Origin of the sequence: Catalinimonas alkaloidigena (assembly GCF_900100765.1) — a bacterium.
Lineage (GTDB): Bacteria > Bacteroidota > Bacteroidia > Cytophagales > Flexibacteraceae > Mooreia > Mooreia alkaloidigena.
In genome coordinates this window covers 54,275-69,734 of record NZ_FNFO01000003.1, presented here as the reverse complement: position 1 = coordinate 69,734, position 15,460 = coordinate 54,275, and the positions used below count along the sequence as shown (strand labels likewise).

The following is a 15,460-nucleotide window of genomic DNA, read 5'->3' as shown; positions in this document are numbered from 1 at the left end:
TGGCCAGAGGCACACCGGGCGCATATCAACAACCTAACACAACTTTCTTGATTAACGGCGGATTTGTACCCACCCTTTGAGGAGACCGAGGGTAGGATGGCGAATGCTGTAGAAGTAGGTTCCTTCTAACAATCCTTCGCCTTCCCACTGGTTATCGTAGTCCCCGTTTTTGTAAACCAGCTTACCCCATCGGTTGTAGATGAAGACCGCCGTACCGACCGGCAGGTTCGACAGGTAGAACTTGTCGTTTTTGCCATCACCATTCGGCGTGAACACGTTCGGAATCACGAACGAGTCGTCGGCCACTACCGTAGCGGTAAACTCCTGGTAGCATCCCAACTCGTCGCGCACCAGAATCTGGTAGTTGCGTGGCAACAACCCGATCAGCAGCGTATCGTAGACACCGCGCTCGTTGGCGAAGATGCGCTGTTCGGCAGTGCCATCTACCCGGATCCAGTACGGACCACCCGACCCGCCGGTGATGCTGTCGATTTTGATGCGTCCCTGCGGCAGGTCGTTGTACGACGGAGCCACTGCGCGCCAGTGCAGTTTGATCGGTTGCGCCGGCCCCTGAATGGTATCCAGGAAGGTAATGGCCGTCTGGTCTTCGCATTCGGTCAGCTGCTTGATCGTTACAGCGTATTGTCCCGCCGTGAGGCCGAAGATCGGATGCGTACCGGCGCTGGTGGTGTCCTGGAAGACCACCTGACCCTGACGATTTTTGGCCGTGATGCTGAACGGACCCAGCCCCCGAAGGTTCTCGATGGTAATGGTTCCGGACGCATCGCCGAAGCAGTTCACGTGCGTATTCGAATGGGTGAAGGTGAAGCCTTCGTACCCCGACACGGCTACGTCTCTCGTCGCGCGGCACCCGGTACCCCGGTTGGATTGGTCTACTACCTCGATGGTATACACACCTGACGTCAGTCGGCTGAACTTCACTTCATCGTCCTGGTTGAGTGCCATCAGCGTATCCTCACGGTTGATGATCACGAAGTAGGGCGCTACGCCATGGGTGAAGCCTGTCACGGTGATGGTTCCGTCGTTAAGGGCGCACGAGGTTGGCGTAAAACTCGTTTTGAACGTGATCGCTTCCGGACTGGTCAACGTGTAGTCGAACGCCCGTGGGCAACCGGAGACATCCTGAACGCGGATGGTGTAATCGCCCGCGGCCAGACCGGTAAATACGCCGCTCTCCTGATAAGCCCCGCCGTTCAGGCTGTAACGATACGGTCCGGTACCGCCCGATACTTCTGTGATCCGGATTTCACCGTTGAGGCCACCGCTACATGCGGGGTTGATCAGCAGGAACTTATTGATGGTCGGGCCATCCGCGTCGATCCGGAAGGCGACTTGCGTCGCGCAGTTTTTCGCGTCTACCACTGTTAAGGTGTAGTCGCCCGCGGCCAGAAGCGTATCCTGTCCGTTTGAAAGCTTCGTAAAGACGCCGTTCTGCGGAGAAACCCCTACTTGCCGTGAGCCTATGTAGTAGCGGTACGGTGCGGTGCCTCCGGCAACCCCATTCAGCTTCGCTTTGCCGGTTGGCGTGGCACACTGCGACAGTTGCGTAGCGGCGACCGTTGCTACCAAGGCTTCCGGCTGGGTGATCTGGAACGAGGTGTCTTTGATACACGCATTGTTGCTGGCGTCGCGCAGGTAGAGCGTATGTCGTCCTGCGTTCAGACCGGTGATGGTATCACCAGCTTTTACCGCCTTGAAACTACTCGGATCCAGGTTATCGATGGCGTACACCATGGTTTTGCCTTCTGTGAGAGCAGTTACCGCAATGGCACCGTCATTTCCTCCGGCACAGCTTACTTGTTTCACAACTGCCGCCTGGAACTCGAACGAAGCTTCGCGGACAACATTGATCTGCGTGGTGTACTCACATCCAGTCGCCGAATCGTACACTGCAACAGTATAGGTGCCCGGTTGGATACCCGTATACACGGTGTCGGAAGTATAGGCATTACCAATACTGTAGCCAAATGGGCCGGTGCCGCCTACCTGCGTGACGGTAATCGTACCGTCGTTGATGTCTGAACAGGCAGTTGGACTGACGATCACAATGGTCGCCGTCGGCGTACATCCACCGCCATTGCCTCCGCAGTTGGTTGGCTCCAATACGGTGAACGTGGCTTCGCGCGTACATCCCGAAGCAGTATGCGTTACTACCAGACGATAGGTACCCGCTGGCAAGTTAGACTGCACTAATTGGTTCTCCTTACCGGGCTGGATGCCTACTCCACTCCAGAGGTACGAGAATGGTCCCACACCGTTGATGGAAGGCGTAATGCGTCCGTCAGTACCGCCGCAAGAAGTAACGTTGTTGATCGAACGGGTCACCGTGAAGTTCGGGCCGCTGTTGCCCACCCGAATGTTGCCGAGTGTATCGGAACAGCCGAGGGTATCTACCACTACCACTTGGTACGTTCCGGCCGTCAGGTTGCGGAATACGTTGCTGTTGGCCGCTTGCCCGTTCAGGAAGTAGCGATACGGGGCTTGTCCGCCGTCGGTCGTTACGGTAATCTGCCCGTCGTTGGCCGTACCTGTGCAGCTGCTGGCGTTCTGTGTGCTAACCAGGCGCAGCGAAGGCGCCGTCGGGTTGCCTAAGTTGATATCCGTCAAGGTATCCGTACAGCCTGCCGCGTCGCGTACGAACAGCACATACGTTCCCTCCGAAAGGCCTGTGAAGCGTCCTGTGGTATTGCGGGCTCCTGTGTTCAGCGTGAAGGTGTAAGGAGCCGTGCCTCCCGTTGCCTGAGCATTGATTTCACCGTTGGCGGTTTCGCAGCCGGAAACGGGCGTCAGGTCCGCAGACACCGACAAGGCACACGGAATCGAACAACCTCCTATTAGGAAGGTCGTGTCGGTGACGCATCCGCTGATGGCATCGGTAATGGTGACGCGATAATTTCCTTCGCGCAGGCCTGTCGTGGTGGCGGCAGTCAGATCACCACTGAAGAGGTAATCGCCGCTGCCGCCCGTTACGTTGAGCGTGATGCTGCCATCCGGATTGCTACAATCGGCTACCGGCTGGATGGTAGCGCGTACCGTGAACGGTGCCGGACCATCTTGCAACGTCACTACCGTATCGATCTGACAGCCCGTGTTGGCGTCAAACAGTGTGACGGCATACGTCCCAGACGCGAGGCCGGTAGTCGTCAGCGCCGTCAGGTCGCCGGTCACTTGCATGTTGCTGCTGTCGGCCACTACGAAGCGAATCGAACCGTTGGTATTGCCGCAGGCAGACGGGTTTTTCGCTACTACCTCAGCCAGGAACTGTGCCGCCGGAGCCGCCAGCGTTGCTTTCGCAACCAGCGAGCAACCCGTTGTGGTATCGGTCAGTAGCACGCGGTAGACGCCCTGTGGCAAGTTGGCGTTGGTGAGGGACGACAAGTCGCCCGACACAACGATGTTGCTGGCGGCGGTTCCACCGATGTTGATGTTGATGAAGCCGTTGCTGGCGTCACACGTCGTCGGCGATTGTACATCGAGTTCATACCAGAAGTTCCCCGGCGCTGCGATGGTAACGTCGCTCAGCGTCGTGGTGCATCCGTTTTGATCGCGTACGGTAACGTTGTAAAAGCCGGCCGCCAGATCGGTGAAGACCGAGTCGGGACCGAAGGTTCCGCCGTTCAAAGCATATTCGTATGGCGCGGCTCCTCCGGCCACTGCGACAGAGAACTGACCGGTAGCCCCGCCGCATACGGAAGAGAACGACTCTGCCAGCGTGAGGTCAATCGCGGTGGGTTCTGCTAAAACGATGTTGTTCAAGGCAGTGCTACAGCCGGCTTCGTCGGTAACGACGATCTGGTACGTGCCCGCTGCCAGGTTCCGGAACGTAGAGTTGCTGGACGCTACACCGTTGATCAGGAAGCTGTACGCACCTGTTCCACCGGTGACCGAGACGACAATCTCGCCATCGGCATTGCCATCGCAAGTCAATTGCGTTGTGCTGACCAACGTCATGGCAATCGGGCTAGCATTGTCGATCACCACATTGCGCAAGGTATCGACACAGCCATTGGCATCTTGCACAATGACTTCATAGCTACCGGCTGTCAGGTTGGTGAAGATGGAATCGGAGCCGAAAGTGCCGCCGTTTAGTGCGTACTGATACGGCGCAACACCCCCGGTAGAGCTAACTGCGAAGAATGCGCTGTCGCCATTGCAGTTCGGCTGCCGCAGGTCAGCAAGGCTGATCAGGGGAGCATCCTGGTTTCGGATGACCAGATCGGCCAGGGTGGTGGTGCAGCCGTTGGCATCCCGCACCGAGACCTGGTAGGTGCCAGCCGCCAGGTTCGTGAAGACCGAGTCGGAGGCGAACACGCCGTTGTTGAGAGCAAAGCGGTAGTCGCCCGCCCCGCCGGCGGCCGCGACGTGCAGGCTGCCGTCCGTGCCGTCACAGCCGGTAGCGTCATTGAGAGCGACCAGCGACAGGGTGGGGGCATCCTGGTTGATGAGGCGCAGCGTGTCCAGTGCGGCCTGACAGCCGTTGGCATCGCGCACCACGATCGAGTAGGTGCCCACCGGCAGGTTGGCAAAGATCGAGTCGGGTCCGAAGGCCCCGTTGCCAAGAGCGTACTCGTAGGGGGCCGTGCCGCCGGTGACGGCGACCACCAGTTGACCGTTGGGCGTGCCGTCACAGCCGGTGAGGTGTTGGCGGCGGGCCAGGGTGAGTTGCGGGGCGGTGGGGTCAGTCAGTACCAAGCCGGCCAGGGTGACGCTACAGCCGGTGGCATCGCGGACGATGACCTGGTAGGTGCCGGCCGTCAGGTTAGAGAAGGAAGCGGCCGGACCGAAGGCGCTGCCGTTGAGGGCGTACTCCAGGGGCGCGGTGCCGCCGGAGGTGGTGATGGTGATCGTACCGTCGGGCAGGCTGCAGGTGGTCACGTCGGTGAGGGTGGCCGAGGCGGTGAGGGTGCAGCCGGGGGTGGTGGTACAGCCCTGGATGGTGAAGGCGGTGTCGAGCTGACAGCCGGAGCTCAGGTCGGTGATGGTGACCTGGTAGGTGCCCGAGTCCAGGGCGGTGGTGGTGGCGGCGGAGAGATCGCCGGCGAACGAGAAGGAGCCGCTGCCGCCGGACAGGGTCAGGGTGATGGCCCCGTCCTGGGTGCCGCAGGCCGACACGTCACTCACACTGGCCACTACCGTGAACGGGGCAGGTGCGTTAGGCACAACCACCGTGGTATCCAGTACACAATTCGTAAGGGTGTCCGTCAGTTGCACGGTATACGAGCCCGCGGTGAGTGCCGTGTTGCTCAGTGCTGTTAAATCACCGGTGACCACAACGTTTGTGTTGCTGACCGTGAAGGTTACGGAACCGTCTCCCCCGTTACAGGTGGTCGGTGCCTGAGTCTGAACGTCGGTCAGGAAGGCAGGATCAGTTGCATCAAGTGTAATGCTCAGCGAACGCTGGCAGGTAGTTGATACATCCGTGACTACTACGTTGTAGGCACCTGCCGGCAGGCCGGTAGTGCTGAATGCGGTAAGATCGCCACTAACCGTCATGTCGGTGGTGTCAGCTACTTCCAGGAAGATCGCTCCGTCGCTTGCGCCACACGACGCGGCCTGCGTAACAACGTCCACGGTAAACATAGACGGCGGCATGAGGCTGATGTCTGTTATTTCGACAAGACAACCCTGGGCGTCGCGCACGGTGACGCTGTACACGCCTGTGGGAAGATCCGTAAAGACGTTGTTGGTCCCGAATACGCCGTTGTTAAGAGCATAGCGGAACGGCGCGACGCCTCCTGAGGTATTGACCGTAATGCTGCCGTTTGCATTGCTACAGCCTGTCGGCGGTACGCTATCTACCGAAGCAATCAGCGTACAAGTCGTAACACATCCGGTAACATAGAAACTAGTGTCCAGGACACAACCGCTTACCTGATCGGTGATGGAAACGCGGTAGGTGCCTTCCGCCAGGTTGGTAGTAGTGGCAGCGGTGAGATCACCCGCGAACGAGAAAGACCCGCTTCCGCCCATCATGCTCAGCTGAATGCTGCCATCGGCCTGCCCGCAGTCCGACGTAGCCGTAATGGTGGCGTTGACCGTGAAGGGCACCGGAGCGGCGGGCACTACCACCGTCGTGTCGAGGCTACAGCCGGTCACCGTGTCGAGCAGTACGACAAAGTAAGAACCGCTTGCCAGATCCGTGGTGTTATCCGAGGTCAGGTCGCCCGTTACTACGACATCCAGGCTATTGAACGCAAACGATACCACCCCGTCGGTGCCATTGCAAGTCGTGGGGGCCTGAATCTGGATATCCGACAGGAAGTTAGCCGGAGGCGTGCTCAGGGTAATAGAGACCGTTTGGCGGCAGTTGTTGATGAGGTCGGTGACCACCGCGTTGTACGTACCTTCGGCCAGCCCTGAGGTAGAGAAAGCCACCAGATCGCCACTTACCTGCTTATTGGTTGTATCGCTGACCAGTAGGGTAATCGAACCGTCGTTGTTGCTGCAGCTCGGCTCTTGCTTGGCGACATCTACCGTGAAGGTAGCGGGCGTGCTTAGCGTAATGTCGGGCAGGGTAGTCGTACAGCCTTGGGCATCGCGCACCGTAACGTCGTAGGTGCCGGCCGTCAGACCTGTGAAGGTAGAGTCCGCGCCAAACGAGCCGCCATCCAGCGCATAGGTGTATGGTTCCGTGCCACCGGTCGCGCTCACGCGGATCAGACCGCTGGGTGTTACCCCACAGGAGTCGTCCTGCGTAGCGACCAGCGCTATTTGCAGTGCGAGGGGTTCGGCTAACGTGATGCCACGCAGCGTGTCCTGACAGCCTGCCGCATCGCGCACCAGAATGGTATAGGTACCCGGTGTCAGGTTGGCAAAGACAGAATCGGCCGTAAACAAACCACCGTTGAGCGAGTACTGGTAGTTCCCCTGGCCACCCGTAGTCGAGACGCGGATGAGGCCATTGTCAGCACCGTTGCAGGTCGGATCGAGGGCGTCTACCAGGGCGATCGCCACCGCAGACGGAGTATCGAGTACAATGTTTTGCAAGGTATCGCTACAGCCGTTGGCATCGGTAACGATGACTTCATAGCTACCGGCCGTCAGGTTGGTGAAGACCGAATCAGGGGTAGCCATCCCGTTGAGGCTGTACGTATAACTTCCTGCCCCTCCGGTCGTGCTGACGGTAATGCTGCCGTCGGTGGCACCTGCACAACCCGTCGGGTTGCTTGTCGCCACAAGGCTGATTAGAGGAGCATTCTGGTTTCGGATGACCAGATCGGCCAGGGTGGTGGTGCAGCCGTTGGCATCCCGCACCGAGACCTGGTAGGTGCCGGCCGCCAGGTTCGTGAAGACCGAGTCGGAGGCAAACACGCCGTTGTTGAGAGCAAAGCGGTAGTCGCCCGCTCCGCCGGCGGCCGCGACGTGCAGGCTGCCGTCCGTGCCGTCACAGCCGGTAGCGTCATTGAGAGCGACCAGCGACAGGGTGGGGGCATCCTGGTTGATGAGGCGCAGCGTGTCCAGTGCGGCCTGACAGCCGTTGGCATCGCGCACCACGATCGAGTAGGTGCCCACCGGCAGGTTGGCAAAGATCGAGTCGGGTCCGAAGGCTCCGTTGCCAAGAGCGTATTCGTAGGGGGCCGTGCCGCCGGTGACAGCCACCACCAGTTGACCGTTGGGCGTGCCGTCACAGCCGGTGAGGTGTTGGCGGCGGGCCAGGGTGAGTTGCGGGGCGGTGGGGTCAGTCAGTACCAAGCCGGCCAGGGTGACGCTACAGCCGGTGGCATCGCGGACGATGACCTGGTAGGTGCCGGCCGTCAGGTTAGAGAAGGAAGCGGCCGGACCGAAGGCGCTGCCGTTGAGGGCGTACTCCAGGGGCGCGGTGCCGCCGGAGGTGGTGATGGTGATCGTACCGTCGGGCAGGCTGCAGGTGGTCACGTCGGTGAGGGTGGCCGAGGCGGTGAGGGTGCAGCCGGGGGTAGTGGTACAGCCCTGGATGGTGAAGGCGGTGTCGAGCTGACAGCCGGAGTTCAGGTCGGTGATGGTGACCTGGTAGGTGCCCGAGTCCAGGGCGGTGGTGGTGGCGGCGGAGAGATCGCCGGCGAACGAGAAGGAGCCGCTGCCGCCGGACAGGGTCAGGGTGATGGCCCCGTCCTGGGTGCCGCAGGCCGACACGTCACTCACACTGGCCACTACCGTGAACGGGGCTACCGGAGCGAGTGTGACAGTCGTATCCCAGGTACAGGTCGTGTTCTTGTCCGTCAATGTAATCTGATAGCTACCTGCGGATAAGCCTGTGTTTTCGAAGAAGGCCAGGTCACCCGACAGGGTCGCCTGGGTGGTATCGTCAAGACTAATCTGGATAGCTCCGTTGGGCGAATCGCAGCGCGTTACATCGGTGGTAACGATTTGCAACCCCGTGAGGGAGAACATTGGGTCGGTCAGCACAACCGTTACGGTACGGCTACACAAGGTGACGGTATCCGTTAGGGTGGCGGTATAAGTACCTGCCGACAAATTGGTGCTGCTCAACGCAGTCAGATCGCCTGTCACCTGAATGTTGGTGTCATCTGACAAAACAAAGGCGATAGCCCCATCCGCCTGACCACATCCGGAAGGCTGGGTCAGCAGCGTGTCGGTAATGGTGAAGGCACCAGGCATGTCGATAGTAATGCCGGCAAGGGTATCAGAACATCCCGCCGCATCATTCACAACAACGTCGTACACGCCAGCGGCCAGATCGGTGAAGACCGAGTCGTTGCCAAAGCTTCCGCCGTTAATAGAATAGAAGTAAGGGGCCGTACCGCCTGACGTAGCCACTTCGATGGAGCCTGTTGGCGCACCACCACACGTGGTATTTTGCACGTCGGTCAGTGAAAGTGCCAGAGGGGCAGGTTCAGCAATCACGATCCCAAACAACGTGTCTGGACAACCGGCTCCGTCGCGTACCACGATGTCGTACGTACCCGCCGTCAGGCCCGTCAAGATGGGCGAGGTGTTGTATACACCGCCAGCGATCGCGTACTCGTAATTGCCGACACCCTGCGTTGCTTCTACGCGAATCTCACCATTGGCAAGTCCGGCACAAGTTGCATCAAAGGCCGAAACCAGAGCCAATTGGACAGGCTGCGCTTCGTCGATGGTGACCGATAGCGTATCGGCACATCCTTTGGTATCACGGGCAATTACTTCGTAGGTACCTGCGGACAGGTTGGTAAACGTACTGTCGGTACCGTTAGAGATCCCATTCAGTGTGAAGTCATAAGGGCCGGTGCCCCCTGCCGCCGAAACGGTGATATCGCCGCCTACGCCGGTACACAGCGAGAAGTCAGTCTTGTCAATGAAAGTCAGTGTAACCGCGTCGGGCTCTTCGATCGAAATGGAGAAGACATCCGTACAGCCGTTCTGGTCGCGGATGGTCACAGAATAATTACCCGCTCCCAAGTTCGTGAAAACAGAGTCGGTCCCGAAGGCCGCGCCGTTTAGCGAGTAGGCATAGGGCAAGGTACCACCGGTGGCCATCACGGAGAATGATCCGTTGGTATTACCTGTGCAGCCCGTTACGTGCGTGACATCGCCCTGCGCCAGTTGCACACTATTGGGGGCAGTGATGATGATGTCGCTAAGCGTATCGGCACAGCCGCTGGCATCGCGTACGACGACTTCGTAGGTGCCATCTGTTAGATTGCTAAACGTGTTGTTGTTGCCATAGGCACCTCCGTTGAGTGAGTATTCGTAACTGCCGGTGCCACCGGTCGCTGAAACCGAGATCTCTCCGGAAGCATCGCCCGCACAACCCGATACGTTCTGTACGTTGACCAGAGCTAACTGAATCGCTACCGGTTCAGTAATTTGGACATTCGCGAGGGTATCAGTACAGCCGTTGGCATCACGGACGACAACTTCGTACGTACCGGCGGTCAGGCTGGTGAAGATCGAATCGGTATCGAAGGCCCCGCCGTTGATGGAATACTGGTAAGCGGCTGTCCCGCCCGTGACGGCTACGGTAAGCTCACCTGTGGCATCACCAGCACAGCCCGTAATGTTGGTGGCATTCACCAGCGAGATTGCTAATGGGGCGGGTTCGGTGATCTGGATGTTGGAAAGGGTATCCGTACAGCCGTTGGCGTCGCGGACGATCACCTCGTAGCTGCCTACGCTTAAGTTAGAGAATACCGAGTCGGTACCGAATGCCCCTCCTTCGAAGGCATATTCGTAATTGCCTACCCCACCCGTGGTCGCGACGGAAATGCTGCCGGTGGTGGCACCGGAGCAACCTCCCACGTTTTGAATGGACACAAGGGCCAATTGCACGGCCGCCGGTTCGGCAATCTGAATGTTAGAAAGGGTATCGGTACAGCCGCTGGCATCACGCGCAATCACTTCGTAGGTACCTGCCGTCAGGTTGTTGAAGATTGAATCGGTAGCGAATGCTCCACTGTTGATAGAATACTGGTAAGCGGCCGTTCCGCCCGTCAACGCCACGGTGAACGAACCATTAGCGTCGCCGGCACAGCCGGTTACGTCGCTGGAACTAACCAACGAGAGGGTCATGGCTGCCGGCTCTGTCAGTGTAACGCCCGTTAAGGTATCGGTACAACCGGCAGCGTCGCGAACGACTACCTCGTACGTACCGGCGGTCAGGCTCGTGAATACCGAATCCGTTCCGAAGGCTCCGCCGTTCAGCGCGTATTCGTAACCAGACGTTCCTCCGGCAATGGCCACCGTGATGCTCCCGGTCGCGTCGCCTGCACAGGTGGTGATGTCTTGCGAGCTCACCAAGGTGAGTGCTAAGGGGGCGGGCTCGGTAAGCTGAATGCTAGAAAGCGTGTCAGTACAGCCGTTGACATCTTGTACGACAACTTGGTAACTACCCGCAGGGAGGTTCGTGAAGATGGAGTCTGTGCCAAACGCTCCGCCGTTGAGCGAGAATTGATATCCCGCCGTTCCGCCGGTCACCGCTACGGTGAACGACCCGGTCGCATCGCCGGTGCAACCTGCTACGTTCGTTTGTGCTACGAGTGTCAAATCCAGGGCAATGGGCTCATCAACCTGAATGTTGGCCAGGGTATCGGTACAACCGTTGGCATCGCGTGCCACGACTTCGTAGGTACCGGCCGTCAGGTTCGCGAAGGTGACATCGGTACCAAACGCCCCACCGTTGAGCGAGAATTCGTAACTGCCTACGCCTCCGGTGGCGGCTACCGTAATGGAACCATCGCTGTTGCCGTTACAACCGGTTACAGGGGTGGTGCCTGTCAGTGCCACTTGCACGGCGTTAGGCTCCGAAAGTTGAATCGCAGAAAGGGTATCGGTACAGCCGTTGGCATCGCGGACGACAACTTCGTACGTACCGGCGGTCAGGCTAGTGAAGAGCGAGTCGGTAGCGAAAGCTCCCCCGTTAATAGAGTATTGGTAAGCGGCCGTCCCGCCGGCAACGGATACGGTAATCTCACCCGTGGCGTCGCCCGCACAACCTGCAATGTTAGTGGTGCTCACCAGAGCGAGCTGCACAGCGGCGGGTTCAGTGATCTGGATGTTGGCCAGGGTATCGGTACAGCCGTTGGCATCACGTGCTACGACTTGGTAAGTACCCGCCGTCAGATTTGAGAAAGTCGCGTTCGTGCCGAAGGCTCCTCCATTTAGCGCATACTCGTAGCTGCCTGTCCCACCCGTTGTCGAAACCGCGATCTCACCCGTGGCGTCGCCCGCACAACCTGCAATGTTGGTGGTGCTCACCAGCGAGAGCTGCACGGCAGCCGGTTCAGTGATCTGGACATTAGACAAAGTATCGGTACAGCCGTTGGCATCACGGGCTACGACTTGGTACGTACCGGCGGTCAAATTCGTAAAGGTAGAGCTAGTGCCGAAGGCTCCACCGTTGAGGGCATACTCGTAGCTGCCCGTTCCACCCGTCGTAGAAACCGCGATTTCTCCGGAGGCATCGCCGGCACACGCTACATTGGTGGTTGCGTCCAGTGCCACTTGCACAGCGGCGGGTTCAGTGATCTGGATATTAGACAAAGTATCGGTACAGCCGTTGGCATCGCGTGCCACGACTTGGTAGGTACCGGCGGTCAGACTTGAGAAAGTTGCATCCGTGCCGAAGGCCCCGCCATTCAGCGCATATTCGTAGCTACCCGTGCCGCCTGTCGTGGCAACGGTGAAAGACCCCGTCGACTCGCTGTTGCAAGTGATATCTACTGTATTCACCAAGGTTAGTTGCACGGCGGCGGGTTCGGTGATCTGGATGTTGGCCAGGGTATCGGTACAACCGTTTCCATCCCGAGCCACGACTTGGTAAGTACCCGCCATCAGTCCGGAGAAGGTTTCGCTGGCTCCGAAGGCCCCGCCGTTCAGGGCATATTCATACGTACCGTTTCCACCGGTGGCCGATACTGTGAAGGCACCCGTTGCATCGCCGGCACAACCCGCAATATCAGTGGTGTTGGCCAAGCTCAATACCACAGCGGCAGGCTCGGTCAGAGGAATATTAGCCAGGGTATCGGTGCAGCCGTTGGCATCACGGGCTACGACTTCGTAAGTACCGGCGGTCAAGTTCGTAAAGGTAGAGCTAGTGCCGAAGGCTCCGCCGTTGAGGGCGTACTCATAGCTGCCTGCCCCGCCTGAAGCTGCCACTGTAATGCTGCCGGTCGCGTCACCATTACACGTGGGGTTGGTTAGGCTAAGAGGCGAGAGCTGCACAGCGGCGGGTTCAGTGATCTGGATATTAGACAAAGTATCGGTACAGCCGTTGGCATCACGTGCTACGACTTGGTAAGTACCCGCCGTCAGATTTGAGAAAGTCGCGTTCGTGCCGAAGGCTCCTCCATTTAGCGCATACTCGTAGCTGCCTGTCCCACCCGTTGTCGAAACCGCGATCTCACCCGTGGCGTCGCCCGCACAACCTGCAATGTTGGTGGTGCTCACCAGCGAGAGCTGCACGGCAGCCGGTTCAGTGATCTGGATATTAGACAAAGTATCGGTACAGCCGTTGGCATCACGGGCTACGACTTGGTACGTACCGGCGGTCAAATTCGTAAAGGTAGAGCTAGTGCCGAAGGCTCCACCGTTGAGGGCATACTCGTAGCTGCCCGTTCCGCCCGTCGTAGAAACCGCGATTTCTCCAGTACTACCACCCGTACAACCCGTTACATTTTGCAAAGCATCCAGTGCCACTTGCACAGCGGCGGGTTCAGTGATCTGGATATTAGACAAAGTATCGGTACAGCCGTTGGCATCACGGGCTACGACTTGGTAAGTACCCGCCGTCAGATTCGTAAAGGTAGAGCTAGTGCCGAAGGCTCCACCGTTGAGGGCATACTCATAGCTGCCCGTTCCACCCGTGGTGGAAACCGCGATCTCCCCGGAAGCGTCGCCCGCACAACCTGCAATGTTGGTGGTGCTCACCAGCGAGAGCTGCACGGCAGCCGGTTCAGTGATCTGGATGTTAGACAAAGTATCGGTACAGCCGTTGGCATCGCGTGCTACGACTTGGTAGGTGCCAGCCGTCAGATTTGAGAAAGTTGCATCGGTTCCGAAGGCTCCGCCATTCAGCGCATACTCATAGCTGCCCGTTCCGCCCGTGGTGGAAACCGCGATCTCCCCGGAGGCATCGCCGGCGCACGCTACGTTGGTGGTTGCGTCCAGTGCCAGTTGCACAGCGGCGGGTTCAGTGATCTGGATGTTGGCCAGCGTATCAGTACAGCCGTTGGCGTCGCGTGCCACGACTTGGTAGGTACCGGCGGTCAATCCTGAGAAAGTTGCGTCCGTGCCGAAGGCTCCACCGTTGAGGGCATACTCATAGCTGCCCGTTCCACCCGTGGTGGAAACCGCGATCTCCCCGGAAGCGTCGCCCGCACAACCTGCAATGTTGGTGGTGCTCACCAGCGAGAGCTGCACGGCAGCCGGTTCAGTGATCTGGATGTTAGACAAAGTATCGGTACAGCCGTTGGCGTCGCGTGCCACGACTTGGTACGTACCGGCGGTCAATCCTGAGAAAGTTGCGTCCGTGCCGAAGGCTCCACCGTTCAGGGCATACTCGTAGCTGCCGGCCCCGCCGGTGGCTGACACGGTGAAGGCACCGTTAGCATCGCCGGCACAGCCTGCAATGTTGGTGGTCGCGTCCAGCGTCAGTTGCACGACAACAGGCTCTGAAATGCTCAGACCGGTGATGGTATCACGACAGCCGATGTTGTCCTGAACAATGATGGTGTAGGCACCCGCGGTTAAGCCTCCGAAAACGTTCGGGAGCTGGAAGGTGGCACCGTTATCGATCGAATAGATAAAGGGTGCCGTTCCTCCGGTAACATTCACCTGAATGCTTCCGGATGCATCGCCAGCGCAAAGTGCGTCGGTAGTAGTGGCGGACGCTTGTAAGAGCGACGGTCCGCCCAGCGACACGAGGCTATCGACCGAACAGCCGTTGGCATCGCGGATAGAAATTAAGTACGTGCCGGCGAGAAGCCCGCTAAAGGTGTTGTTGTTGGTGTAAGGACCGCCGTCGATTGAGTAATTGTAACTCGGGGTGCCCCCCGTAGCCGATACAATGATCTGCCCGTCGCCATCGCAACTGCTGTTGTCGACACGGCTGATGTTGTTGAAGGCTACTCCGTTGGTCGGTTCCGCAATGGTGACGACCAGCGGAGTGGGGTCTGTACAATCGTTCGGATCTCTGGCCACGATGTTGTAAGTGCCGCTGGCCAGGCCCGTAAAGGTGTAAGAGGTAGTTCCGTTCGTGACGAACGTAGCACCGCCATCGATCGAGAAGCTGTACGGAGCACCGTTGCCTCCTGCGCCTGTTACCGTGATGGCGCCACTGGTTTCACCTTTACAGAGCACATCGGTCTTCGAGCTCAGGTTCGTGCCCACGACTGACGTGTTCAAGATGGTGGCAAACGTCTGATCGTCAACCCCATTGTCGTCGCTTACGTTTACGATATACGTTCCGTGGGGTAACCCTTGGAAGGTATACGTGGTAGAATTGGTATCGGCTACCACCGTTAACGGAGGCGTTTCAAACGGCGATAGGCGGATCACCGCGAACGAGATCGGCAGGGCGATGCCCCCGGCTGTATCGATCTCCACCGCAATGGTGCCGTCGAACTCGCCATTACAACTCGGTGAGGTTGTGATAACTGGTTGACGAATGGTAAGGCTTTGTGCCTGAGCGCCCCAGGTGAAGCTACACAGCAAAGCAAAGAAGGATAAGACGTAGAAACTCCTGATCATCATGAGCCAGGTGTGGTTTGAAGTTGTGTTGCGCCCCGTTACCTGTAGCCCTTGTTCGACAGCGTAAGATTCAACCGCATTTACAGAATCACTTTTTGAAATCGTAATTGGTTGATTTTTAGTGTTCTGTGAATAGATCAGGGAACGATCCGTTAAGATTATCCCCGGAAGAGCTACCCTTTTGGAAGAGAATCCTACAATAGGGCGCTTCCGGATCCGTCGTGCGGACCGTGCGGGCGGTGCTTCTCGGTCGATCAGGTTTACAGTTGTT

1 protein-coding gene is annotated in these 15,460 nt (G+C 58.6%); it reads right to left on the bottom strand.

Annotated features, from left to right (window positions below; translation table 11 throughout):
• Positions 1 to 51: 51 nt before the first annotated feature.
• On the bottom strand, positions 52 to 15,192 hold the full coding sequence (locus BLR44_RS07455; RefSeq protein ID WP_176955936.1) for a T9SS type B sorting domain-containing protein: 15,141 nt from the start codon (positions 15,190 to 15,192) through the stop codon (positions 52 to 54).
• Between the last annotated feature and the right edge of the window lie 268 nt (positions 15,193 to 15,460).

Excerpts from the sequence above, each read along its gene's own strand:
- BLR44_RS07455 (WP_176955936.1), bottom strand. The coding sequence starts at position 15,192 with ATGATGATCAGGAGTTTCTACGTCTTATCCTTCTTTGCTTTGCTGTGT.